This window comes from Xanthomonas sp. CFBP 8152, assembly GCF_014199025.1.
In the GTDB taxonomy this organism is placed as follows: Bacteria; Pseudomonadota; Gammaproteobacteria; order Xanthomonadales; family Xanthomonadaceae; genus Xanthomonas; species Xanthomonas arboricola_B.
On record NZ_JACHNO010000002.1, the window covers coordinates 833,665 to 858,384 of the forward strand.

Here is a 24,720-nt window from a genome sequence, read left to right on the forward strand (position 1 = left end):
CGCCCGACTGCACACGCCTGCGCGGATTGCCTGTCGTTGCCAGCGGATTGTGCGTCGCTGGAGGTTGGTGCACCCTGCAGACCGCGACAGGACGACATGCATGAAGCGCTGGCGATGTCGCACACGCAGCGATACTCCTGCTGCTCTGCGATGCCCTCCACACCGCAAAGTGGCGCGGCGCACAGAACGCAACACAGCTGTAACTTTTACTACTGTGCTGTCAGGGACTGTGCAAGTTTATCTGCCGGCACCTGTTGCCAGTCGCGATCGGCCGTGATGCGTATCGCCGCCGATCTTTGCATTGCACGTTTTCTGGGAGAGAGTCGTCATGCAAGTTCATGTCCTGGGCGCGGCGATCTGCTGCGCGCTATCGTTTTCTAACATCGCCACTGCTGCGGATCTTTCCGCGGATGCCGCGGTGACGCGCGCGCAATCCTTGTTGGGCAATCGCGCTGCGGCGCTGGCCAACCGTGCAACGGCCGATGCGTTCGTGCCGCGCGACAGCATTGTCGATGCCGATGGCAGCGAGCATGTGCGCTTCGATCGCACGTATCGGGGCCTGCCGGTGATCGGCGGCGATGTGGTGGTGCATTCGCGACGCGGGGTGATGGATCAGCTGAGCCAGAGCATGGACACCAGCGTGCGCCCGAGCATCGTGCCGGGCATCGATGCGGACACGGCAGTGCGCGCGGCCGGTGCGCAGTTCGATCTGGCACCCGATGCCGCGCCGCACGCAAGCCTGGCCTTGTATGCGCGCCAGGGCGCACCGCGGCTGGTCTATGAAGTGATCTACAGCGGCATCAAGCCCGATCAGACGCCGACCGAAATGCATTACATCGTCGACGCAGTCAATCAACGCATTCTCGAATCCTGGGACACGGTGCACACCGCCTGCGCGGGTGGCACCAGTGCGGCCGGCACCGGGCGTTCGCTGTATGCCGGCAGCGTGGCATTGGCAACCACGCGTTGCAGCAGCGGTTACGAGTTGACCGATCTGGGCCGCGGCAGCGGCGCCACCTACAACATGCGCAACAGCACCTCCGGCAACGGCACGCTGGTCACCGATGCCGACAATGCCTGGGGCAGCGGCGCCAACAGCGACACGGTGACCGCAGCGGTGGATGCACACTACGGCGTGGCGTTGACCTGGGACTATTTCCGCACCACCCATGCGCGCAACGGCATTGCCAACGACGGTGTCGGTGCGCGCAGCCGCGTGCATTACGGTAGCCGCTACAACAACGCGTTCTGGCAGGACAGCTGCTTCTGCATGACCTTCGGCGATGGCGACGGCAGCACATTCACGCCGTTGGTGTCGGTGGACGTAGCCGGCCACGAAATGACCCATGGCGTGACCAGCCGCACCGCGCGCCTGGTGTATTCGGGCGAGTCGGGCGGCTTGAACGAAGCCACGTCCGACATCATGGGCGCGATGGTGGAGTACTCCGCCAACAACAGCGCGCAGCCGGGCAATTACCTGATCGGCGAGAAGATCGTCCCGGGCAACAGCAGCGGGACGCTGGCCCTGCGCTACATGTTCAAGCCCAGCCTGGATGGCGATTCGCCCGATTGCTACAGCAGCAGCCTGGGCTCGCTCAACGTGCATTACAGCTCGGGCGTGGCCAACCATTTCTACTATCTGCTGGCCGAAGGCGCGGTGGTGCCAAGCGGCTTCGGATCGGGCACCAGCTGGAACGTGACACCGGCCGGGCTGGTCTGCAACGGCAACACGGCGTTGACGGCGATCGGCCGGTCGGCGGCGAGCCGCATCTGGTACCGCGCGTTGACGGTCTACATGACCTCCTCGACCAACTATGCGGCCGCACGCCGGGCGACGCTGAGCGCGGCCACCGATCTGTACGGCAGCACCTCCACGCAGTACCGCGCGGTTGCCGCAGCGTGGAGCGCCGTATCGGTCAACTGATGCATGCCGGCCCCTGCCACGCGCACGGTGCGTGGCAGGGAGCGCGGCTGCCACAGTGCCATTCGCGCGCGTATGCTTGGGTCATTCCTGGGAGGGAACATGACCGAACGCACCAAGACCGCGCGACCGATCGACCGCTATTTCGCCAGCTACGCCGACGATCACCGCAACACGACCAATCAGCAGATCCACGTGCTGGCGGTGCCGGCGATCCTGTGGTCGGTGGTGGCCCTGCTGTGGTGCATCCCGGTCGGCGGCACCTGGTTCAGCAGCGGCGTGTGGGCGGCGTTGGCGATGTTCGCGGCCTGGTCGTACTACAACCGCCTATCGCGTCCGCTCGGGCTGGGCATGTTGGGGATCTTCTTTTTCTTCGGCTGCCTGTGCCGGTTGATCGAAGGCAGAGTCGGACTCACCGGCCTGTTCGCCACGGCGCTGACGGTGTTCGTGCTGGCCTGGATCGCGCAGTTCGTCGGTCACCGGATCGAAGGCCGCAAACCGAGCTTTCTGACCGATCTGACCTATCTGCTGATCGGGCCGATCTGGGTATTGGCCAAGCTCTATCGTCAGTTGGGCTGGCGGTACTGAGCGCGAGCGACTGCAGAACGCAGCCATCGTCGGCTTGATCATGATTTGAAAGCGGCGTCGCGCTGCCGCGGCTGACACTCAGGGCGCATCGCCCTGCGGCGGACCGTGCGCCATGCGGGTCTTCCAAGCACACAGGCCCGGACGGGCCTCACTCGCCGATACCGAGCTCTTCGGGCAGGGGACGAAAGGCGCGCGGCGCATAACCGAAGTCGCGACGCGCCGGTTCCAGGTCGAATACCAGGTCATCGCGCATGCGCTGCAATGCCGCCGTATTCATGCCATTCAGGCGCCCCAGCCGCTGCGCAGCGGTCAGCGCAAGGCCGAACAGGCCGGGCGGCACCTGATACAGCCGCGCCGGTCGCGGCAGCGCCGCCAGCACGCGCTCCACCATCTGCGTATAGGCCAGCACTTCGCCACCGCCCACGGCATAGCTGCGCTGCTGTGTCGCCGGCTGGGCGACCACCGCCAGCGCGGCGCTGGCCAGATCGTCCACATGCACCGGCTGGCGCAACCCGGTCGCGTTGGCCGGCAGCACGAAGGCGCCGGTGCGCTGCGCCAGCCCGGCGATCTGGGTGAGCGTGCGGTCGCGCCCGGCACCATAGACCAGCGTCGGGCGCAGCACCGTGGCCGCGGCGCCACGCGCCTGGGCTGCGGAAAACAGCGCCTGCTCGGCATTTGCCAGGCGCTGCGCGACATCGCGCTCGGCCGCGTCGATCGAGTGTTCCTTGACCTGCAGACTGGTGGAACCGAACGCCACAATGCGCGGAGCCCGCACCGGATTTTCGGCGTACCAGCGTGCGAAATGGTCCAGCGGACCGCAGCTGAAGATCACCTCGAATGCCTCGCCCGCGGCAGCCGGCACGGCCAGATCGCCTTGCCGCCAGATCAGCCCGGAACGCGCGGCGCGCGGCTGGCGCGACCATGCCGTCACCTGCCAGCCGCGACCGAGCAGCCGCGTCAGCAGGCGTTCGCCGATCTGGCCGCTGCCGCCGAACACCAGGGCGCGCGGCGCAGAAACGGCAGTGGAAGGAGCGGGATCGGCAGCGGTCACGGGGTTCGGATGCAGTCTGGGTGACCCCAGCATAGCGAGTGACACGCAGTGGCGCGACGCCAAGCCGGCGGCGATTCGCGCATGCGCGCAGCCACGGCGTTGACGCGGACGTCAGTCAACGGTTTGTTAAGCTCTCTGGCCTGCTCGCGAATCTTGTGTTCCCTGCATGCCTTTCTCGCTGGAAATCCTGCTTGCGCTGCCATTTGTGATGGCCGCCGCCACTGCGCTGCTCTGGCGCACCGCCCGTTCGATCACTGCGTGGTTGGCTGCGGCCGCGCCGTTGGGCGGGCTGGTCATCCTGGCAACGCTCACACCGGCCGTGCTGCGCGGCGAGGTGATCGGCAGCCAGTACGCGTGGTTGCCGCAGATCGGCTTGATGTTCTCGTTGCGGCTCGATGGCCTGGCGTGGATGTTCGCATTACTGGTGCTGGGCATCGGTGCGCTGGTGGTGCTGTATGCGCATTACTACCTGAGTGCACGCGACAGCGCATCGCGCTTCTTCGCGTATCTCATGCTGTTCATGGGTGCGATGCTCGGCATGGTGCTGTCGGGCAACCTGCTGTTGCTGATGGTGTTCTGGGAACTCACCAGCATCAGCTCGTTCCTGTTGATCGGCTTCTGGTCGCACCGCAAGGATGCGCGCGAAGGCGCGCGCATGGCCTTCGTGCTGACTGCCGGTGGCGGCCTGGCCCTGCTCGGCGGCATCCTGATGATCGGCCGCATCGTCGGCAGTTTCCAGCTGGATGCGGTGCTGGCGGCCGGCGATCTGATTCGCGCCAGTGCGCTGTATCCGTATGCACTGGGGCTGGTACTGCTGGGCATCTTCACCAAGAGCGCGCAGTTCCCGTTCCACTTCTGGCTGCCGCACGCGATGGCGGCGCCGACGCCGGTATCGGCATATCTGCATTCGGCCACGATGGTGAAGGCCGGCGTGTTCCTGCTGGCGCGCCTGCATCCTGCCCTGGCCGGCACCGATCTGTTCTTCTACACGGTCACCAGCATCGGTGCGATCACGCTGTTGCTCGGCGCATGGCATGCAATCTTCCAGCACGATCTCAAGGGCGTGCTGGCGTATTCGACCATCTCGCATCTGGGCCTGATCACCATGCTGTTCGGCCTGTCCACGCCGATGGCGGTGGTGGCCGGCGTGTTCCACATCCTCAACCATGCGGTGTTCAAGGCCTCGTTGTTCATGGCCGCCGGCATCATCGACCACGAGACCGGCACGCGCGACATGCGCAAGCTGGGCAATCTGCGCCGCCTGATGCCGGTCACCAGCCTGCTGGCGATCACCGCCTCGCTGGCGATGGCCGGCGTTCCGTTGCTCAACGGCTTCCTGTCCAAGGAAATGTTCTTTGCCGTGGCGCTGGAAACCGATGCGCCACAGACGATGCGGGTGTTGGCCGGCATCGCCGCACTGCTGGCCGGCCTGCTCGGCGTGGCCTACAGCCTGCGCTTCGTGCACGACACCTTCTTCGGCCAGGGCCCGCGCGACCTGGACACAACCCCGCACGAGCCGCCACGCTGGATGCGGATTCCGGTGGAGGTGCTGGTGCTGATCTGCGTGGCCGTGGGCATCGTGCCGGCCTGGACCATCGCGCCGGTGCTGCGCGCCGGTGCCGCCGCCATCCTTGGCGAGCGCCTGCCCGACTACAGCCTGGCGCTGTGGCATGGCTGGAACTGGCCGCTGGCGATGAGCATCGCCGGCATGGTGGGCGGCACCCTGTTGTACATGGCGCTGCGCCGCACGCTGGACATGTACGCGATCCAGAACCGCTCGCCCGGCAAGGCGCTGTTCAACTGGAACCTGCGCGCGTTGTTCGCCGGCACCGTGCGCATGACCGATGCGGTCACCAACGGCAACCTGCAGCGCATGCTGATGCTGCTGGTGCTGAGCGCTGTCGTGGTGGCGCTGGTGCCGTTCCTGCAGGGCGGCGCATTGCCGGCCTGGCCGGCGCCCACCCCGCTGCCGCTGCTGGGCTGGACGATCTGGCTGCTGATGATCGCCTGCGCCCTGGGCAGCCTGTTCCTGTACAAGCAGCGCCTGCTCGCAGTGCTGGTGCTGGGTGGTACCGGCCTGGCCGTCAGCATGACCTTCGTGTTCCTGTCGGCGCCGGATCTTGCGTTGACCCAGCTGCTGGTGGAGATGGTGACGCTGGTGCTGATGCTGCTGGCGATGAATTACCTGCCCGAGCGCTCGTTGCCCGAGCCCGCGCGCCTGCGCAAGCTGCGCGATGCCGGCATCGCCGTCGTTGGTGGTGCCGGGCTCGCCGCATTGGCCTACACCTTGATGACCCAGCCCAGCCACACGGTCGCCGGCGAGCTGCTGCAGCGTGCGCTGCCGGAAGCCTACGGGCGCAACGTGGTCAACGTGATCCTGGTGGATTTCCGCGGCTTCGATACCTTCGGCGAGATCACCGTGTTCGCGATCGCCGGGCTGGTGGTGCATGCGCTGCTGCGGCGCTCGCGGATGGCGCCGGAGCGCAGCATGCCCGGCCCGCCGATCAAGTTGCCGGTGCCGGCCGATCTGGCGCAGATCATGTTCCCGCTGACGCTGACGGTGTCCCTGTTCCTGTTCCTGCGCGGCCATAACGCACCCGGTGGCGGCTTCATCGCCGGGCTGGTGCTGGCGGTACCGTTGCTGATGCAGTACGTGATCCAGGGCACCGCGTCGGTGGAATCGCGCTTCGGCTTCGACTACATCCGCCTGATCGGCATCGGCCTGCTGTGCGCGCTGGTCAGTGGCGCCGGTGCGCTGGTGTTCGGCATGCCGTTCCTGAGCAGCGGGCATCTGGAGATTCCGTTGCCGCTGCTGGGCGATCTGGAGCTGGCCAGCGCGCTGGGCTTCGACATCGGCGTGTATCTGGTGGTGTTCGGTGCGGCGATGTTGATGCTGTCGATGATGGGCACGATCAAACCCTCGCGCACGCGCAGCTCGCAGCGCGGCGAGATCGACCCCACCCAGCGTTCGACACGCACCGCGGAGCAGCATTGATGGAATTGGCAGTGGCAAGCGCGATCGGCGTCCTCACCGCATTGGCGATCTACCTGTTGCTGCGCGCGCGCAGCTTCGACGTGATCCTGGGGATGACCTTCCTGTCGTACGCGACCAACCTGCTGATCTTCGCCGGTGGGCGGTTGCGCAGCGGCCAGGCGCCGGTGCTGCGCGAGGGCGTGCCAGCCGACCTGCTGCACTACACCGACCCGTTGCCGCAGGCGCTGGTGCTGACCGCGATCGTGATCGCCTTCGCGATGACCGCGGTGAGCCTGGTGCTGGCGATCCGCAGCCGCAGCGACAACGGCAGCGATCATGTGGATGCGCATGAAGACGCCACCACCGGCGTGGACACGCGCGAGGCCCGGCGATGAGCCATCTGCTGATCCTGCCGATCCTGATCCCGATGCTGGGCGCGTCGGCGTCGCTGTTCGTCGAACATCGGCGCTATGGGCCGCGGGTGCAGCGCACGGTGGCATGGGCCAGCATGGCCCTGCTGGCCGTGTCGGTCATCGCCTTGTTGGCGCGCGCCGCCGAAGGCCAGGTGCTGGTGTACCTGCTCGGCGACTGGCCGGCGCGCATCGGCATCGTGCTGATGGGCGACCGCCTGTCGGCATGGATGCTGTTGACCACATTGATCCTGGGCGCGGCCTGCCTGCTGCATGCCTGCGCCGGCTGGGACCGGCGCGCGCCGCATTTCCATGCCCTGTTCCAGTTCCAGCTGATGGGCTTGAACGGCGCATTCCTGACCGGCGACATCTTCAACCTGTTCGTGTTCTTCGAAGTGATGCTGATCGCCTCCTATGGCCTGCTGCTCAGCGGCGGGCGCGGGCTGCAGATGCGTGTGGGCCTGCATTACGTGGTGTTCAACGTATGCGCGTCGACCCTGTTCCTGATCGCGCTGGGCCTGCTGTTCGGCGTGTTCGGCACCTTGAACATGGCCGAGCTGTCGCAACGTATCGCCGCGCTGCCGGCGCAGGACCTGCCGCTGGCCAAGGCCAGCCTGGGCCTGTTGCTGCTGGTGTTCTGCAGCAAGGCCGCGTTGCTGCCGCTGTACCTGTGGTTGCCGGAGACCTATTCGCGCGCACCGGCGGCGGTGGCGGCGTTGTTTGCGATCATGACCAAGGTCGGGCTGTACGCGACGCTGCGGGTGTCGGCGCTGTGGTTCGGCGCCGGTGCCGGCGCGCTGCAGGGCTTCGGCCGCCACGCATTGCTGTGGCTGGGCATCGCCACGCTGCTGATGGCCGCCTTCGGGGTGATGGCCGCATCGCGGCTGCGGGTGATGGTGTCGTATCTGGTGGTGTTCTCGGCGGCGACGTTGTTCATCGCCTTTTCGCTGGACGATGCCGGCGCATTGGGTGCGGGGCTGTACTACCTGCCGCACAGCAGCTTCGTGGCCGCGGCGTTGTTCATGGTGTCGGACCTGATCCGGCGTCGCCGCGGCAGCGCCAGCGACCGCAAGGAAGTGGTCGCGCCGCTGCCGCGGCGTGGGATCCCCGGCGCGATGTTCATGGTCGCCGCGGTGGCGGTCGCCGGGCTGCCGCCGTTGTCCGGCTTCCTGGCCAAGGCCGCGTTGCTGCAGCACGTGCCCGAGGGCCTGGTCGGGCCGGTGTGGTTCGCCATCCTGGGCAGCAGCCTGCTGGTGGTGATCGGCCTGACCCGTGCCGGCGTGCGCCTGTTCTGGCGCGTGCCCGAAGCAGTGCAGGACGTCCCCGAGCTGCAGCCGCAACGGCGTGCGCGCATGCGCCCGGTGGAGACTGCCGCCACGCTGCTGTTGCTGGGCGGGCTGGTGGCGATGACGGCCGGTGCCGGCCCGTTGATGCGCTACACCGACGCGGCCGGCGTGCAGCTGCGCGATCCCGGCGCCTACGTCGAGCAGGTACGCGCCACCACGCCGCAACGGAGGCAGCCATGAGCACGCGCTTGCCGCTGCGCAGCCGGCTGCTGCCCTCGCCGTCGCTGAGCGTGACGGTCTTCATTTTCTGGCTGTTGCTCAGCGACAGCTTCGGGCCGCAACAATGGGTACTGGGCTTGTTGCTGGGCTGGGTGGTGCCGATCTTTGCGGCGCGCCTGGACCGCGAGTTCGCCCGCATCGGTTCGCTGCGTTCGGTGCCGCGCATGTTGCTGGTGGCCGCCGGCGACATCGTGCGCTCCAACATCAAGGTGGCTGGCCAGGTGCTCGGCCCGGAGTCGCGCATCCACCCCGGCTTCATCTGGGTGCCGCTGGACATCGCCAACATCCACGGCATTGCCGCGCTGACCAGCATGATCACGCTCACCCCCGGCACGGTGTCGGCGGCGCTCTCGGACGACCGCAAATATCTGCTGGTGCACGTGCTGCACCTGGACGATCCGGACGCCTTGATCGCCGAGATCAAGACCCGCTACGAGAAGCCCCTGATGGAGATCTTTCCATGACCGGCCACATGTTCATTGAATCGACCATCGTCCTCTGCATGCACGCGGTGGGCCTGGCCATGCTGATGGCGCTGTGGCGCCTGCTGCGCGGCCCGAGCGTGCCCGATCGCATCCTGGCGCTGGACACCCTGTCCATCACCGCCATCGCCGAGCTGATGCTGCTGGGCATGTACCTGGATTCGCCGATCTACTTCGAGGCCGCGCTGGTGATCGCGATGCTGGGCTTCGGCAGCACCGTGGTGCTGAGCAAGTTCGTATTGCGTCGGGACATCGTCGAATGATCGCGCTGACCGAGTATCTGCTCAGCGCGCTGTTGCTGGTCGGCACCTTCTTCATCCTGATCGGTGCGTTCGGCCTGGTGAAGCTGTCGGACTTCTTCAAGCGCCTGCATGCGCCGACCAAGGCCAGCACGCTGGGCGTGGGCTGCGTGCTGCTGGCATCGGTCGGCTATCACCTGTTCCTGGGTGTGGATCCGCAACCGCGCGAGTTGCTGATCACCGTGTTCCTGTTCATCACCGCACCGATCAGCGCCCATCTGATGGCCAAGGCCGCGCTGTCGCTGATGATGGAAAACCGCCCGGAAGTACCCAACCATGGCGAGACGAAGAAGGAAGGCCTGCCCACGCGGCAGACGCAAGGCGATGTGGGCGAAAACGCCGAAACCGCCAGGCAACAGGCCGAGCCCGATGAGGGCCCGCACTGAGGTGTTGCAATTTCTTCGAGACCCGCTGCCCGGATGGTCTCGACATGTCGTTCTACGCGCGCGCTGTTCTACACCACACACGCTAATCGGCCTGATCGTGCAAGGCGCTCTGCCGGGTGCCGCTTTCGCTGCCGCCGAGGCAGCGCAGCGCCAGCCGTGACAGATCAACCGCAGCCTTCCGCATAATCCACCTGCGGCGGCTGCCCGACCCGCCAGCTGGCGACCTTGCCGTCGGCATCGGTCTCGAACACCAACGCGGACCCGGTGGCCGCATCGGCCATGCGCAGGGTGAACGCGCCGGGGACGTACTTGTGCGGCTGTTCGGTCAGACCTGCCGGATACAGCGCGCGCAGCTGCGCCAGCGTCATGCCGACCGTGCCGCCGCCCGGTGCGAGTTCCTTGGGTTCGGTGGTCTGATAACGCACGAGGCGATCGCCTTCGAACATGAAACCGAAGCGGCGCGCATCGTCGGCCCACTGCGGCCGTAACAGATAGCAGCCGCCATCGCTCGCCGGTTCGCCGCGCAGGTCGCCGCCCCAGGCAGCCCGCGCCTGCGTTGCGTCCATGCCCAGGCGCAGATCGCCGTATCCATCCAGGCGCGCGAGCGCAGCCGGCTGCTGGCGCAGGTGCGGCGGAAACGTGCCGGCCGGCGCAGTGGCTGGCGGAACCTCGCCGGTTGGCTGATCGTTGGCGGCTGCCACCGGCGCAGGTGCCGCGTCGGGCGCGGCCGTGGTGGCGTCCTCGGCACGGTTGCAGCCGGTCAGCAACAGCAGTGCGCCGATCAAACCAAGCAATCTGGTAGTCATGCATGCATTCCTTACGGGTCCGCCACAGCCTACACAGCCCACATCGCCACGGTGTGCAGAACGCGATGCGTTGCCTCATGCCGATGTCATCGGCGCTTCATTGGCGGCGGGCAAGCTGGGCGCCTCGCAGGACCGCCGCCATGACCCCACGCAAGACCGAGCTCGCCCTCACCGCGTTGCAATCGCACCGCAGTCCACTCACCCTGCTGCAGCGACGGGCGCTGATCCTGGCCGACGGCCAGCGCGATCTGGCAACGCTGGCCGTGCTGCTGGGCGGCGACGGCGCCGCGTTGGTGCAGGCGCTCTGCGCGATGGGCTATCTGGAATTCGGCACGCAGGCAGGGAGTGCGACAGCGACAATCGCTTTTCCGGCGTCTGCTTCTCCGGCGTCTGCCTCCTCACCGGCAGGCACGCCTGGCACCCAGTTGCTGCCGCCAGCGGCACCACCGAGCGAAGAAGACCTACAGCGCCAGCGCCGTCGCGCGGCCACCAACGCGCGGCTGTACCTGCTCGGCATCCTGCAGCTGCAACGCGACCCGGTGGCCGCCGCGCTGCATCGGCAGCTGCAGGCCGCACGCGCCGAGGACGCCATCGGCGCCGCCGTTGCCGAGGCGCTGCGCGCGTTGCCGCAGATCACCTCGGCAAGCTATGCCGAGCGCGTACGTGCACGGATCGGCGAGCTACTGCCGGATGCGCTGCAGGCGGCTTGAACGGACAACGGACACCGCTATGGGGTAAGTGGCGTGATCCAACAGCTGCAACTGATGCGTAACTGGCTTGATGCAACAGCCTGTGACTGATGCGTTGCAGTTGGCTTGATCCAACACCTGCGACTGATGCATTGCTGTTGGCTTGATCCGCCAACTGCGATTGATGCAATGCGGTTGGCTTGGTTTGCCAACTGCAACTGATGCAGTGCCGTCGGCCTGATCCGGCAGTCGCAACCGACGTTGCAGGCTGCTTGATCGGTCGGCTACAACTAGCGTGTTGCAGCCGACTCGATCCGACAGCTGCGACCTCTGCTTGCCGTATTGCCTGATCAGCACATTCGGCTAGCTGCCTGAGCTACTGCGCACCATCGGAGCTGGGCGCCTGAAACGCCGCGCGCAACCCGGTCCAGCACTGCTGGTAGTCACCCTGCCGGTGCGCGGCCTGCAAGGCCTGTTGGGTGGGGCGCAACACCGCACGCGTTTCGAACATGAAGGCCATGGTGTCGGCGATCACATCCGGGCGCGTCAAGTCCGCGTGCGAGGCCTTGTCGAAGGTCGCCGCATCCGGGCCATGCCCGCTCATGCAGTTGTGCAGCGAGGCACCGCCCGGCGCGAAGCCGTCGGCCTTGGCATCGTAGACCCCGTGCACCAGCCCCATGAACTCGCTGGCCACATTGCGATGGAACCACGGCGGGCGGAAGGTGTGCTGCGCCACCAGCCAGCGCGGCGGGAAGATCGCAAAATCCATGTTCGCCGTGCCATGCGTGTCGCTGGGCGAGGTCAGCACGGTGAAGATGCTCGGATCCGGATGATCGAAGCTGATCGAGCCGATGGTGTTGAAGCGGCGCAGATCGTAGCGATACGGTGCGTAGTTGCCATGCCAGGCCACCACGTCCAGCGGCGAGTGGCCGATGTCCGCACGCCACAGGTGGCCCTGGAATTTGGCTACCAGCTCGAAGGCGCCCTCGCGCTGCTCGAAGGCCGCCTGCGGCGTTTCGAAATCGCGTGCATTGGCCAGCCCGTTGGAACCGATCGGCCCCAGGTCGGGCAGCCGCAGCAATGCGCCGAAGTTTTCGCAGACATAGCCGCGCGCATCGCCATCGGGCAGCTCGACACGAAAGCGTACACCGCGCGGTATCACCCCGATCTGCTGCGGCTCCAGCTCCAGCACGCCGAGCTCGCTATGGATGCGCAGGCGGCCCAGTTGCGGCACCAGCAGCAGCTCGCCGTCGGCATCGTAGAAGAAGCGATCGTGCATCGATGCGTTGGCCGCATACAGATGCACGGCGACACCGGCCATCGCCTCCGGCCCGCCGTTGCCGGCCATGGTGTAGAGACCATCGACGAAATCGGTTGGTGTGGGCGGCAGCGGCAACGGGCTCCAGCGCAATTGATCCGGCGGCACCGGGCCGCGACCGAAGTCGTTGTGGAAGGCCGATTGCGCGATCAACGAGAACGCGCCATGCACCGCCGCCGGGCGGATGCGATAGAGCCAGCTGCGCCGGTTCTCGCTGCGCGGCGCGGTGAACGCGGTGCCGGACAACTGCTCGGCATACAACCCGTGCGCCACACGCTGCGGCGAGTTTTGCCCAAGCGGCAAGGTATCGGCCACCGCCTCGGTCGCGAACGCGTTGCCGAAACCGGTCATGTAGTGCTGGTTGTTATGCATGGCATGCGTCCGGATCTTGGCCCTCCCTCCCCGGATGCAGAAGGTCGGGATTGAGTTGAATCAGGCCGCTTTCTTACCGAAGAAGAGCTAAGGCCTGGCGGATTGAGCCCCTCTCCCCGCGAGGAGAGGGGCTTTAACGACGTGCGCCTTCGTTGCTTTGTGTCGTCGGAAAAACACTTTGCCTGAGCGCGCTTGATTGCGACCACTTGCCGCCCGCTTCGTTGGATCCGTACCGGAACTACATCCGACGTTACGGGCAGCCAGGCTGGGCACCACAACACGTTGCACCACTCAAACTCGCACCGACGCAGTTAACGGCACTAACCACAAATCCCAAATCCCGAACAGCGAATCCCCAATCCCCGCCCTCAAAGCACCCCACGCTTCATCTGATCGCGCTCGATGCTCTCGAACAGCGCCTGGAAATTGCCTTCGCCGAAACCCTCGTTGCCCTTGCGCTGGATGATCTCGAAGAAGATCGGGCCGATGCAGTTCTGGGTGAAGATCTGCAGCAACTTGCGCTGCTTGGTGTCCACGTCGGCATCGATCAGGATCTTGTTGCGGCGCAGGCGTTCGACATCCTCGCCGTGGTCGGGGATGCGCAGGTCCACCACGTCGAAATAGGTGTCCGGCGTGTCCAGGAATGTCACGCCGGCCTCGCGCATCTTTTCCACCGAGCTGTAGATGTCGTCGGTGAAGCAGGCGATGTGCTGGATGCCTTCGCCGTGGTAGGCGTCCAGATACTCGTTGATCTGGCTCTTGGGGTCGGAGGATTCGTTGAGCGGAATGCGCACGATGCCGTCCGGGGCGGTCATCGCCTTGGACACCAGGCCGGTCTTGGCGCCCTTGATGTCGAAGTAGCGGATCTCGCGGAAGTTGAACAGGCGCTCGTAATAGTCCGACCAGCGCTGCATGTTGCCGAAGTACAGGTTGTGGGTCAGGTGGTCGATGAAGGTCAGCCCGAAGCCGGCCGGATGCTGGTCGGCGCCTTCGATCGGCTCGAAGTCGGCGTCGTAGATGCTGCCCGCATCGCCATAGCGGTCCACCAGATACAGCATGCAGTCGCCGATGCCCTTGACCACCGGGGCCGGCACGGCGCGGGTGTCGGCCTTGTCCTGCACCGCTTCGCCACCGTTGCCCAGCACGGTCTGCAGCACGGTCTGCGCCGGGGTGCGGAAGCGGATCGCAAAGCCGCAGGCACTCGGGCCGTGCGCGGCGGCGAAATCGGCGGCAAACGAATCCGGGTCTTCGTTGAGCAGGAAGTTGACCCCACCCTGGCGATAGACGGTAATGGCACGGCTGCGGTGGCGCAGCACCGCGCTGAAGCCCATCTTGCGGAAGTAGTCGTGCAGCTGCGCCGCCTGGTCGGCGGGCGCGGCGAATTCGACGAATTCGAACCCGTCGATCCCCATCGGATTGTCGAAGGTGGTGACCTGCATGCCCAGGTTCGGGCGGGTCGCGGTACTGCTCGGTTGTGCGCTCATCGTCGTTTCTCCACGCTAGGCCGTCCGCAGGGCTATGCGGGGTGGCAGAAGACCCGCGAGAATGCGCAGGCCACCCAAGGTTTGTAGTTGCAAATGAAACCAAAATCAAGACACAGTGCAGCATGAGCGATCTCGACGCCCCTACCCCGCCGCAACATCCTGTGCTGCTCAACCTCGAGCAGTTTCTGCCGTATCGCCTGAGCGTGCTGTCCAACCGCATCAGCAGCAACATCGCCAAGGTCTACGGCGATCGTTACGGCATGGCCATCCCCGAGTGGCGGGTGATCACCATCCTGGCGCTGTATCCGGGTTCCTCGGCCAGCGAGGTCTCCGACCGCACCGCAATGGACAAGGTTGCCGTCAGCCGCGCCGTGGCGCGTCTGCTGGAGCGCGGCTTCATCCGGCGCGAAACCCATGGCGACGACCGCCGCCGCTCGATGCTGGCACTGTCGCCGGCCGGCCGCCAGGTCTACGAGACCGTCGCCCCGCTGGTCAACGAGATGGAACAGCGGCTGATGTCGGTCTTCAGTGCCGACGAGCAGCAGATCCTGGAAAAGCTGATCGACCGGCTGGCCAAGGACGGGCTGCCGCGCATGGCCGGCAAGGACTGATAAAAAAACCCCCGCGGTGCGGGGGTTTTTGCATGACGCGGCAACGACGGGTTACGCCTGCGGCGGCGCCCACTGCTTGAGGAAATCGAACAGCTTCCGGCGGTCGAAGCCTTCGCCCTTGCGCAGGTCCGGACCGGCCTGGGTGGTCAGCAGCTTGCCGTCGTTGTCCAGCACCAGCAGCGACGGATAGTCGTTGAGCTGTGCGAACTGCGACAGGAACGCGGCGTTTTCGTTGGCCACATCGCGATTGACCTTGACCACCACGAAGTGCGCATCGCGGAAGCTGCGCAACTCCGCATCGCCGCCCATCAGCTCGTCCAGCGCCTTGCACGGCTCGCAGGCCGCATTGCCGACATTGAGCACGATGCGCTTGCCGCCGCGCTTGGCCTCGACCTTGGCGGTCTCCAGATCGGCGGCCGGATCGCGCGAAGGGTCGTACTGCGCATTGAGCGCCGCCGCCGCGGCGATGTCCGCCGCAGTGGGCGTATTGCCCGAGGACACCGGCTGGCTGGGATCGGCGCTGGGCGGCTTCTGCATCGAGGTATCCAGCGGCCGTGGCGCCTCCTGTTGCTCGGTGGGCTGCCCGCAGGCGCTCAACAGACCTGCCAGCAGCAGGCCACAGACAGTGGGTTTGATCGGCATTGCTGTTCTCCTCACTTCACACCATGCATCAGTTTGTTGACCAGCGGGGCAATCAGCAACAGCAATACGCCCGCAGCGATCAACGACCAGAATCCAAAAGTGTAGCCCTTCAGGGCAGAGGCCACGGTCATACCAGTCTCACCGCTGACCGCGGAAGCGAAGATGCCCGACAGATTGTTGCCAATCGCGGTCGACAGGAACCAGCCACCCATGGCCAAGCCAACGACTTTGGCAGGCGCCAGCTTTGTGGTCATCGACAAGCCGATCGGAGACAAGCAGAGCTCACCGACGGTCTGGATGACGTAGACCATGAACAAGGTCCAGAAGGGAATCTTCCCGGCATCGTCCACAAGTGCGGACAACGCGTACATCAGCAGTGCAAAAGCCAATCCGTTGAAAATCAAACCCAGGCCGAACTTGCGCGGGATCGACGGATTGGCCGATTTCAATGCCACCCAGAGCCAGACGAACACCGGGCCAAGCGCCAGGATGGCCAATGTGTTGACCGACTGGAACCAGCCGACCGGGAACATCCAGCCGCCCAGATCTCGCTCCACGATGTTCTGGGCGAGGAAATTGAACGAACTGCCCGCCTGCTCGAAGAACATGAAAAACATGACGTTGAATACAAATACGATCAGCATCGCGATGGCGCGATCGCGCGGCACCTTGCCTTCCCGGATGCCTTCGAACAGGATCAGTGCGCACAGCGCCAGGAACAGGATGGTCAGAATCCAACCAAGGATGCTTGCATCGATCAGCAGCAGACCATAGGCAATCGGGATGGCGAAAAGCGTGCCTACCAACACTGCCAAGGTGCGTCCCATGCCTTCGCCGCCGACCGGCGGCAAACCGACCCGCCCGAGCTGACGACGTCCCAACCAGAACCAGACAAGGCTGATCAGCATGCCGATGCCAGAAGCAATGAACACGTACTTGTAGGCAGGCATCGCCTCGGTACCGAAAATTTTGTCGGCAAGTAAACCGGTCAAAATCGGCGCCAAAAATCCGCCTGCATTGATGCCCATGTAGAAGATCGTGAATCCCGAATCCCGACGCGGATCGTTCAGCGGGTACAGCTTGCCGACCATGGTCGAGACGTTCGGCTTGAACAGGCCGTTGCCGGCAATGATCGTCGCCAGGCCAATTTTGAACACTTGATCGTTTGGCACTGCGATCAGGAATAGGCCGACCGACATGACGACTGCACCGATCAGCAGCGAGCGCTGGTAGCCGATGAGTCGGTCGGCGACGAACCCACCAAACAGCGCTGAGGCATATACCAGCGCCAGATAAGCACCGTAGAGTCGATTGGCCGGGGCTTCGCCGGCGCCGGAGCCATCGTAAAACTGGGCCACGATATAGAGCGTCAGCGCCCAACGAATGCCGTAGAACGCGAAGCGTTCCCAGAATTCGGTCATGAACAGCATCCACAGCGGCCGGGGATGACCGAGCAGCGTGGGGAACTCGGGCGGTGCCGGCGGCGGCGGAGTGGCGGCGGAAGTCGGCGCGGTCGCGTCAACGCTCATGGAATGTCCCTTGCGTATTCAGTAATGGCTGGGTGCCCGGAGCGTACCCCGGGAGACGCGCGAGGATCACTTAGACGTCATGTACGCGTCAAATTCGCAGGACTCGCCGGCCTGATGGCGGCCAGTCTGCGGGGATGCAGCCCGTAGCGACCCGCTCAGCCCTTTTCAGGCTCACCGCGACCACCAACCGTCGGCTCACGACCCTCCACGCCCACCGAGGTGCGCACGTCGAACAGCTCCGGGAAGAACGTCAGCGCCAACGCCTGCTGCAGAAAGCCCACGCCGCTGGACCCGCCGGTGCCGCGCTTGAAGCCGATCACCCGCATCACCGTGCGCATATGGCGGAAGCGCCAGAGCTGCAACTGGGTTTCCACATCGACCAGGTCCTCGCATAGCGCGTACTCGCGCCAGTAGCGGTCGGTATTTTCGTAGATGCGCTCGAACACCGGGTGCAGGCTGTCGTCGGCCACGTGCGCACAGGTCCAGTCGCGCGCCTGGTATTGCGGCGGAATCGCATGCCCGAAGCGCGCCAGGTAGCGCAGGAACTCCTCGTACAGGCTGGGCGCTTCCAGCACCTCGCGCAGCCGCGCCTGCCCCTGCGGGTCGTACGCGAACACCTGCAGCATCTGCGGGTTCTTGTTGCCAAGCAGGAACTCGATATAGCGGTACTGCAGCGACTGGAAGCCGGACGAGGGGCCCAGCACATCGCGAAACCCCATGTACTCGCTCGGCGTCAGCGTTTCCAGCACCGACCACTGCTCGGTGAGCTGGCGCAGCACCTGCTTGCTGCGCGCCAGCACCTTGCGGCACTGCCAGACCTGGTCGTTCTGCAGGTGCACCATCGCCGCGCGCAGCTCGTGCGCCAGCAGCTTCAGCCACAGCTCGGAGGTCTGGTGCTGGATGATGAACAGCATTTCGTCGTGGTGCGCCGGCTCGGACAAGGGCTGCTGCGCCGACAGCAACTGGTCCAGCCGCAGATAGCCGCCGTAGGTCAGCGGCCCCTGCAGATCGGTATGGATGCCGGGTTCCAGGTCACGCAGGTTGTTGTCGACGGGCATGGCGTAGCGCTGGCGATGGGGTCGCCAGGGTAGCGCGCTGGCGACGGCTTGGCAGCCGGGGGGAGTCGGGAGTCGGGAGTCGGGAGTCGGGAGTCGGGATTCGGGATTCGGGATTCGGGATTCGGGATTCGGGATTCGGGATTCGGGAGGCGGGAGCGGGAGCGGGAGCGGGAGGCGGGAGCGGGAGCGGGAGCGGGAGCGGGAGCGGGAGATTGGATATCGGCTGGCTGGATGTTGAGGGCGACGGGGGTCTTCGAAGCGCTCTCCGGTGCCTGACGCATCGTTCTGCGGTGCGGACCTGCTGGCTGGACCGGCGTAGTCCGGGAGCTGCTCGGTGCAGCGGCGGCCTTGCTGGCGCTGCCGCGCACTGCCGCAGCAGCGTCCGGTCTGAGTGGGTGGGCTGCCCGCTTGCGCAAGCTGGCAATGCGGAGGCGTACGCGTCCGGCACTTCACACCCGAAAAATCCTGCAGCGTTCGCCTGCGCGCGCGCAGCCGCTGCCGGTGTCACCGTATCGTCAACCTAGGTCTGCAAATTCATGCAGAATCGAACGGCGCTGCCGGCCAGGGACGTGGCCGGACCAGGGGAGCGCTTCACGTCTCATGGATCAGGGGACTCTCATCTCATGCATGTGTTGCAGCGTCGTGCAGCCTTACTTCTCTGTGCGCTGGCGGTTGCCGGCCACGCCAACGCCCAAGTCGTCATCAGCCAGGTCTATGGCGGTGGCGGCAACAGCGGTGCCACCTTCCGCAGCGATTTCATCGAGCTGCACAACATCGGCAGCACCACGGTCAGCCTGGACGGCTGGTCGGTGCAATACGCCTCGGCCGCCGGCAGCAGCTGGCAGGTCACTCCCTTGGCAGGCAGCGTGCCGGCCGGCGGCTACTATCTGGTCAAGCAGGCCGATGGCAGCGGCGGCAGCGTTGCGCTGCCCACGCCCGACGCCACCGGCACCATCGCCATGGGCGGCGGCGCCGGCAAGGTGGCGCTGAGCAACAGCGCCTCGGCGTTGAGCGGCGCCTGCCCTACCGGCAACGCCGATCTGGTCGGCTATGGCAGCACCGCCAGCTGTGCCGAAGGCAATGCGCCCACCCCGGCGCCCAGCAATACGCTGGCGGTGCTGCGCGGCGGCGATGGCTGCACCGACACCGACAACAACACGGCCGATTTCGCCACCGGCGCGCCGGCCCCGCGCAATGCCGCCAGCCCCGCGCGTCTGTGCAGCGGCGGCGGCCAGCCGATCGCCACGCTGGCCGATGTCAGCCAGGCCGAAGGCAATAGCGGCAACCGCAGCCTCGTGTTCACGCTGAGCCTGAGCCAGCCGGCCGGCGCGGGCGGGGTGGGCTTCACCGCCGCCACCGCCGATGGCACGGCCACGGCCGGCAGCGACTATGTCGCCCTGCCCCCCTCCAGCTTCCGCATCGCTGCCGGCGAGCGCAGCGCCAGCATCACCGTGGACGTGCTGGGCGACACCACGCCCGAGCCCGACGAGACCTTCGCGCTGCAGATCAGCGGCCTCACCGGCGCGTTGCCGGCCACGCTGAGCGCCACCGGCACCCTCCTCAACGACGACTTCAGCCTGCTGCCGATCCACGCCATCCAGGGCAAGGGCGCACGCTCGCCGCTGGAAGGCCAGGTGGTCGCCACCTCGGGCATCGTCACTGCCCGCCGCAGTGCCGGCTTCTTCCTGCAGGCCGCGGATGCCGAAACCGATGGCGATCCGGCCACCTCCGAAGGCGTCTACGTCTACACCGGCAGCGCACCGCCGGACGCCGCTGCCATCGGCAACCGGGTGCGCGTGCAAGGCACGGTGATCGAGTACGTGCCCACCGCCGACCCGACCCAGCCGCCGCTGACCGAGATCGGTGGCAGCCTGACCGTGCTGCTGGATTCCACCGGCAACCCGTTGCCGATGCCGGTGGCGTTGAGCGCGAACTTCCCCAACCCGAACGGCGCCTTTGATCAGCTCGAGGCGCTGGAAGGCATGCGCGTCACCGCCGCCAGCCTTACCGTCAACGCGCCCACCGGCGGCAGCGTCAACGAGGTCAATGCCACCGCCACCAGCAATGGCGTGTTCCATGCGGTGGTCACCGGCCTGCCGCGCGCCTTTCGCGAGCCCGGCGTGCAGTTGCCCGACCCGCTGCCGGCCGGATCCCCTGCCGGCGTGCCGCGCTGGAACACTAACCCGGAAGTGATCGCCGTCGGCAGTGCCGGCGTCGGGGCCGAACGGCTGGACCTGGCCTCCGGCTGCGTCGTGCTGGATGTCACCGGCCCGCTGGATTACAGCTTCCGCCGCTACACCCTGTATCCGGAACGCACCCCGCAGGTGAACTGCAACGGTGCCGACCAACCGCGCCCGGCACCGTTGCCGCAGGCCGACGACGTGGCCGTGGCCACCTACAACATGGAGCGCTTCTTCGACGACCAGAACGACCCGGCGATCGGCGAACCGGTGCTCACGCCAGCGGCATTCCAGGGCCGCCTCAACAAGGCCTCGCTGGCGATCCGCAACGACCTGCACACGCCCGACATCCTGGGCACGGTGGAGGTGGAAAACATCAGCGTGCTGCAGACCCTGGCTGCGCGCATCAACGCGGATGCCATCGCCTCCGGCCAGCCCAATCCGCAGTACGTGGCCTACCTGCAGGAAGGCAATGACGTCGGCGGCATCGACGTCGGTTTCCTGGTCAAGACCGGCACGGTGTCGGCCGGCGTGCCGCGCGTGGAAGTGGTGTCCATCGCCCAGGAAGGCAAGACCACCACCTGGACCGAACCGGCGGGTGGCGTGAGCCTGCTCAACGACCGCCCGCCGCTGGTGCTCAGCGCCAGGGTGCACCAGGCCGATGGCCGCGTGTTGCCGCTGACCGCCATCGTGGTGCATCAGCGCTCGCTCAACGGCGCCGAGACCGACGATGCGGCCGGCACCCGCATCCGCGCCAAACGCCAGGCCCAGGCCGAGTACCTGGCGCGCCTGCTGCAGACGCGCCAGCAGCTCGACCCGGCCGAGCAGGTGCTGGTGATGGGCGACTTCAATGCCTTCGAATTCAACGACGGCTATGTGGATGCGATGGGCACCGTCACCGGCAGGCCGGCGCCGGATGCGCAGACCGTGGTGAGCGGCGATGGCGTGGACCTGGTCACCCCGGACTACACCGATCTGACCTGGTTCAACACGCCCGACCAGAGCTACTCGTACGCCTTTGACGGCAACGTGCAGTCGCTCGATCACATCCTGGCCAACGAGGCGCTGATGCGCGCACCCGGCATCGCCTCGCTGTCGGTGGGCCACGCGCGCATCAATGCCGACTTCCCCGGCACCGCGCGCAATGATGCCGATACGCCCACGCGCTTGTCCGACCACGACCCCACCGTGGTGCTGTTGCGCATGGCGCCCGCATTGCGTGCCGACCTGGGCGCAACGGTCACTGCGGCACGCGCACAGGTCACCGAAGGCGAGCGCATCGACTTCACTGTGGATGTGGAGAACCGTGGGCCCGACAGCGCGGCATTTGCAGCGGTGGCACTGGCCTTCGACGCCGCGGTGAGCCCACGGGTCACCGCGGCACCGGGCTGGAGCTGCCAAGCGGCGGAAACAGCGACCCAGACGGTGGTCACCTGCACCATCGCCTCGCTGGCATCGGGCAACGCACAGCGCTTTGCCGTGCAGGTCGACGCTGGCGCGGAACTGGCAGGACGCACCCTGACCCTGGCCGCCTCGGTCGCCTCGCAAACGCCCGACCCGCAGCCGGACAACAACACCGACACCGCCGCAGTGAGCGTGCAGCCAGCGCTGCGCAGCGACCTGGCAGTGCGCCTGGAAGGCCCTGCCACGCTGCCCACCACCGCCTTCAATGCCACCTACCGGGTGTTGCTGGACAACCGCGGCAACGCAGCGGCCACCGGTGCCAGCGTGCGGATCGAAGGCAACACGGTGTCGGCGCTGTCACTGCTGGTGCCGCCCAGCGGCTGGCGTTGCGCCAAGCAACTGCAATCGTTGCGCAGCGCGATCTTCATGTGCAGCACCGCCGCCGCAGTGCAGCCGGGCGCGCAGGCCGCGTTCCAGCTGACTGTCGCGGCAAAGCCGATTCCGGCCGAGCGCGCGGTGCGGGTGCAGGCCAGTGCCAGTTCGACCTCGCCCGATGCCAACCCGGCCGACAACGCGGCGCTGATCGTCACGCCGATCGGCGCAGGCGCCGGCCGCCGCTAATCGCAGTGCAACATGTCGCAGTTCTGTACTGCGATAAAGGGCGCGGCCTGGTCCGCGCCCTTTTTTTTGTGCAAGCCAGCATCATTGTGTGCTGCGGTGCAGGACAGCTTTTTGCTGCGTGGTCCTTAACATCGCAACTCATATCATTTGAAACTTCTTGGTGAAGGTGTCGCCGCAATGAGCGTAGCCGCGCAGTTCGAGATCGAATATCTGCAATACATGGACGCGGACGGCCAGTTCGTCCGCGACGACCTGCCGGCCGACGCCGCCAACCCGCAACAGTTGCTCGCGCTGTTCAAGCGCATGCTGTTCGTGCGCACCTTCGACAGCAAGTCGGTCGCGCTGCAGCGCACCGGCAAGCTGGGCACTTATGCGGCCTGCCTCGGCCACGAAGCCACCCACGTGGGCATCGGCGCATCGATGCGCAGCGGCGATGTGTTCGCGCCCAGCTACCGCGAGTACGGCACCATGTTCGAACGCGGCGTGCGCCCGCGCGATGTGCTGCTGTACTGGGGCGGCGACGAACGCGGCAGCGACTATCCGCGCGATGCCGATGCGGCGATCGACTTCCCGATCTGCGTGCCGATCTCCACCCAGTGCCTGCATGCGGCCGGTTCGGCACTGTCGTTCAAGCTTCAGGGCAAGCCGCAGGTCGCAGTGGCCTGCTGCGGCGATGGCGGCAGCTCCAAGACCGACTTCTACGCCGCGCTCAATTCCGCCGGCGCCTACAAGCTGCCGCTGATCCTGTGCGTGATCAACAACGGCTGGGCGATCTCGGTGCCGCGCTCGGCCCAGACCGGCGCGCAGACGCTGGCGCAGAAGGGCCTGGCCGGCGGCCTGCATTGCCTGCAGGTGGACGGCAACGACCTGATCGCCGTGCTCGAAGCGATGCGCCAGGCGCGTGCGCGTGCACTGGCCGGCGACGGCGGCACGGTGATCGAGTTTTTGACCTATCGCCTGTCCGATCACACCACCGCCGACGATGCGCGGCGCTACCGCGGCGAAGAAGAGGTCAAGCAGGGCTGGGCGCGCGAGCCGCTGCTGCGTCTGCGCCGCTATCTCACCGCGCAGGGCCTGTGGGACGAGGCGCAGGAAACCGCCTGGAAAGCCGAATGCGGCGCGCGCGTGGACGCAGAGGTCAACGCCTATCTCAACACGCCGGTGCAGCCGGTCGAAGCGATGTTCGATTACCTCTACGGCGACCCGCCGGCCGAGTTGCTGGCCCAGCGCGCCGAGGTGATGGCGCAGGAGGCCCGTCATGGATGAGCTCAACCAGTCACACCTGGCTGCGACACAGCAGGCCAGTGCCCCTTACCACGCCGCAGCCACGCGCGGAGAGATCGCCATGAGTTCGCCCATCACCCTGATCGAAGCCATCACCCAGGCGCTGGCCTGGGAGCTGGAACACGACCCCGCGGTGTTGGTGCTGGGCGAGGATGTCGGCGTCAATGGCGGCGTGTTCCGCGCCACCGCCGGCCTGCAGCAGCGTTTCGGCAGCGAGCGGGTGCTGGACACGCCGCTGGACGAAACCACCATCGCCGGCCTGAGCGTCGGCCTGGCCGCGCAGGGCATGAAGCCGGTGGCCGAAGCGCAGTTCGACGGCTTCGTGTACCCCATGGTCGATCACCTGATCTGCCACGCCGCCCGCCTGCGCAACCGCACGCGCGGGCGCCTGCACTGCCCGATGGTGCTGCGCGTGCCGTGGGGCGGCGGCATCCGCGCGCCGGAACATCACAGCGAAGCCAACGAGGCCATCTTCACCAACGTGCCCGGCCTGCGCGTGGTGTTGCCGTCCTCGCCGCAGCGCGCCTATGGCCTGTTGCTGGCCGCGATCCGCGACCCGGACCCGGTGATCTACATGGAGCCCAAGCGCATCTACCGCCAGTACAAGGAAGTGGTCGCCAACGACGGCGAGGCGCTGCCGCTGGACGTATGCTTCGTGCTGCGCGACGGCACCGACGTCACCCTGGTCACCTGGGGCGCGCAGGTCAAGGAAGCGCTGGAAGCGGCCGACAAGCTCGCCGGCGAAGGCATCAGCGCCGAGGTCATCGACGTGGCCACGCTGCGCCCGCTGGACTTCGACACCATTGCCGAATCGGTGGCCAAGACCGGCCGCTGCGTGATCGTGCAGGAAGCCCCGCGCACTGCCGGCTTCGGCGCGGAGATCGCCGCGCAGCTGGCGGAAAAATCGATGTACGACCTGCTTGCGCCGGTCGAACGCGTCACCGGTTACGACACGCATATCCCGCTGTTCCGGCTGGAAATGAAGTACCTGCCGAGCGTGGAGCGCATCGTCACCGCCGCCCGTCGCGCGGTGGCCGCCGGCTGAC

20 protein-coding genes are annotated in these 24,720 nt (G+C 66.4%); 13 read left to right on the top strand and 7 right to left on the bottom strand.

What is annotated here, in order from left to right; all coding sequences use genetic code 11:
- The first annotated feature begins 328 nt into the window (after positions 1-328).
- Entirely contained in the window at positions 329-1,924 is a 1,596-nt protein-coding gene (locus FHT09_RS11230; RefSeq protein WP_047126205.1) for a M4 family metallopeptidase, read from the top strand.
- Between the two features lie 99 nt (positions 1,925-2,023).
- Positions 2,024-2,509 carry an Mpo1-like protein gene (locus FHT09_RS11235; RefSeq protein WP_047126206.1) on the top strand — a complete coding sequence of 162 codons (486 nt, stop codon included), beginning with the start codon at positions 2,024-2,026 and terminating at the stop codon, positions 2,507-2,509.
- Positions 2,510-2,657: 148 nt separating this feature from the next.
- Here FHT09_RS11235 and FHT09_RS11240 read toward each other — a convergent pair whose 3' ends face one another.
- On the bottom strand, positions 2,658-3,560 hold the full coding sequence (locus tag FHT09_RS11240; RefSeq protein WP_181141328.1) for an NAD-dependent epimerase/dehydratase family protein: 903 nt from the start codon (positions 3,558-3,560) through the stop codon (positions 2,658-2,660).
- Positions 3,561-3,726: 166 nt separating this feature from the next.
- Between FHT09_RS11240 and FHT09_RS11245 the strand changes: the two genes are divergently transcribed.
- Genes FHT09_RS11245 through FHT09_RS11270 form a run of 6 tightly spaced genes read left to right on the top strand, consistent with a single transcriptional unit; the run spans position 3,727 to position 9,676 of the window.
- A complete protein-coding gene (locus FHT09_RS11245; protein WP_104606290.1) occupies positions 3,727-6,555 on the top strand; it encodes a monovalent cation/H+ antiporter subunit A in 2,829 nt (942 codons plus the stop codon).
- Entirely contained in the window at positions 6,555-6,929 is a 375-nt protein-coding gene (locus FHT09_RS11250) for a Na+/H+ antiporter subunit C (RefSeq protein ID WP_104538721.1), read from the top strand. The genes FHT09_RS11245 and FHT09_RS11250 overlap by 1 nt, the downstream gene beginning before the upstream one ends.
- Positions 6,926-8,470 carry a monovalent cation/H+ antiporter subunit D gene (locus FHT09_RS11255; RefSeq protein ID WP_104538722.1) on the top strand — a complete coding sequence of 515 codons (1,545 nt, stop codon included), beginning with the start codon at positions 6,926-6,928 and terminating at the stop codon, positions 8,468-8,470. Before FHT09_RS11250 ends, FHT09_RS11255 begins: the two co-directional genes overlap by 4 nt.
- Positions 8,467-8,973: a Na+/H+ antiporter subunit E gene (locus tag FHT09_RS11260; RefSeq protein WP_047127937.1), complete on the top strand. Its 507-nt coding sequence runs from the start codon at positions 8,467-8,469 to the stop codon at positions 8,971-8,973. The genes FHT09_RS11255 and FHT09_RS11260 overlap by 4 nt, the downstream gene beginning before the upstream one ends.
- On the top strand, positions 8,970-9,254 hold the full coding sequence (locus FHT09_RS11265) for a K+/H+ antiporter subunit F (protein ID WP_104538723.1): 285 nt from the start codon (positions 8,970-8,972) through the stop codon (positions 9,252-9,254). The genes FHT09_RS11260 and FHT09_RS11265 overlap by 4 nt, the downstream gene beginning before the upstream one ends.
- Positions 9,251-9,676: a Na+/H+ antiporter subunit G gene (locus tag FHT09_RS11270; RefSeq protein WP_104606952.1), complete on the top strand. Its 426-nt coding sequence runs from the start codon at positions 9,251-9,253 to the stop codon at positions 9,674-9,676. Before FHT09_RS11265 ends, FHT09_RS11270 begins: the two co-directional genes overlap by 4 nt.
- Before the next feature lie 164 nt (positions 9,677-9,840).
- Here the strand turns inward: FHT09_RS11270 and FHT09_RS11275 are convergent, their stop codons facing one another.
- Positions 9,841-10,458 (bottom strand): lectin, encoded by a 618-nt coding sequence (locus FHT09_RS11275; RefSeq protein ID WP_181141401.1) that lies wholly within the window; start codon positions 10,456-10,458, stop codon positions 9,841-9,843.
- Positions 10,459-10,622: 164 nt separating this feature from the next.
- Here FHT09_RS11275 and FHT09_RS11280 point away from each other — a divergent pair, with 164 nt between their 5' ends.
- Entirely contained in the window at positions 10,623-11,192 is a 570-nt protein-coding gene (locus tag FHT09_RS11280; RefSeq protein ID WP_104606954.1) for a hypothetical protein, read from the top strand.
- A 355-nt stretch (positions 11,193-11,547) separates the two neighbouring features.
- Here the strand turns inward: FHT09_RS11280 and hmgA are convergent, their stop codons facing one another.
- Both hmgA and hppD read right to left on the bottom strand, forming a co-directional pair.
- A complete protein-coding gene (gene hmgA, locus FHT09_RS11285) occupies positions 11,548-12,861 on the bottom strand; it encodes a homogentisate 1,2-dioxygenase (RefSeq protein WP_104606955.1) in 1,314 nt (437 codons plus the stop codon).
- 368 nt (positions 12,862-13,229) lie between these two features.
- On the bottom strand, positions 13,230-14,345 hold the full coding sequence (gene hppD / locus FHT09_RS11290) for a 4-hydroxyphenylpyruvate dioxygenase (RefSeq protein ID WP_181141399.1): 1,116 nt from the start codon (positions 14,343-14,345) through the stop codon (positions 13,230-13,232).
- Between the two features lie 122 nt (positions 14,346-14,467).
- On the opposite strand from hppD, the gene FHT09_RS11295 reads away from it, so the two are divergent.
- A complete protein-coding gene (locus FHT09_RS11295) occupies positions 14,468-14,956 on the top strand; it encodes a MarR family winged helix-turn-helix transcriptional regulator (protein WP_104538729.1) in 489 nt (162 codons plus the stop codon).
- A gap of 51 nt (positions 14,957-15,007) precedes the next feature.
- Here FHT09_RS11295 and FHT09_RS11300 read toward each other — a convergent pair whose 3' ends face one another.
- The 3 genes from FHT09_RS11300 to FHT09_RS11310 all read right to left on the bottom strand — a co-directional run bounded on the left by FHT09_RS11300 (position 15,008) and on the right by FHT09_RS11310 (position 18,185).
- Complete coding sequence (locus FHT09_RS11300; RefSeq protein WP_104606956.1) at positions 15,008-15,598, bottom strand: thioredoxin family protein; 591 nt, start codon at positions 15,596-15,598, stop codon at positions 15,008-15,010.
- Positions 15,599-15,609: 11 nt separating this feature from the next.
- On the bottom strand, positions 15,610-17,127 hold the full coding sequence (locus FHT09_RS11305; RefSeq protein ID WP_104606957.1) for an oligopeptide:H+ symporter: 1,518 nt from the start codon (positions 17,125-17,127) through the stop codon (positions 15,610-15,612).
- Positions 17,128-17,282: 155 nt separating this feature from the next.
- On the bottom strand, positions 17,283-18,185 hold the full coding sequence (locus FHT09_RS11310) for a tryptophan 2,3-dioxygenase family protein (RefSeq protein ID WP_104606958.1): 903 nt from the start codon (positions 18,183-18,185) through the stop codon (positions 17,283-17,285).
- A gap of 623 nt (positions 18,186-18,808) precedes the next feature.
- Between FHT09_RS11310 and FHT09_RS11315 the strand changes: the two genes are divergently transcribed.
- The 3 genes from FHT09_RS11315 to FHT09_RS11325 all read left to right on the top strand — a co-directional run bounded on the left by FHT09_RS11315 (position 18,809) and on the right by FHT09_RS11325 (position 24,719).
- Positions 18,809-22,390: a lamin tail domain-containing protein gene (locus FHT09_RS11315; RefSeq protein WP_184416950.1), complete on the top strand. Its 3,582-nt coding sequence runs from the start codon at positions 18,809-18,811 to the stop codon at positions 22,388-22,390.
- Between the two features lie 177 nt (positions 22,391-22,567).
- Positions 22,568-23,656: a pyruvate dehydrogenase (acetyl-transferring) E1 component subunit alpha gene (gene pdhA / locus FHT09_RS11320; RefSeq protein ID WP_047126215.1), complete on the top strand. Its 1,089-nt coding sequence runs from the start codon at positions 22,568-22,570 to the stop codon at positions 23,654-23,656.
- Positions 23,649-24,719, top strand: coding sequence for an alpha-ketoacid dehydrogenase subunit beta (locus FHT09_RS11325; RefSeq protein WP_181141398.1), 1,071 nt, complete (start codon positions 23,649-23,651; stop codon positions 24,717-24,719). Before pdhA ends, FHT09_RS11325 begins: the two co-directional genes overlap by 8 nt.
- Position 24,720: the final 1 nt, after the last annotated feature.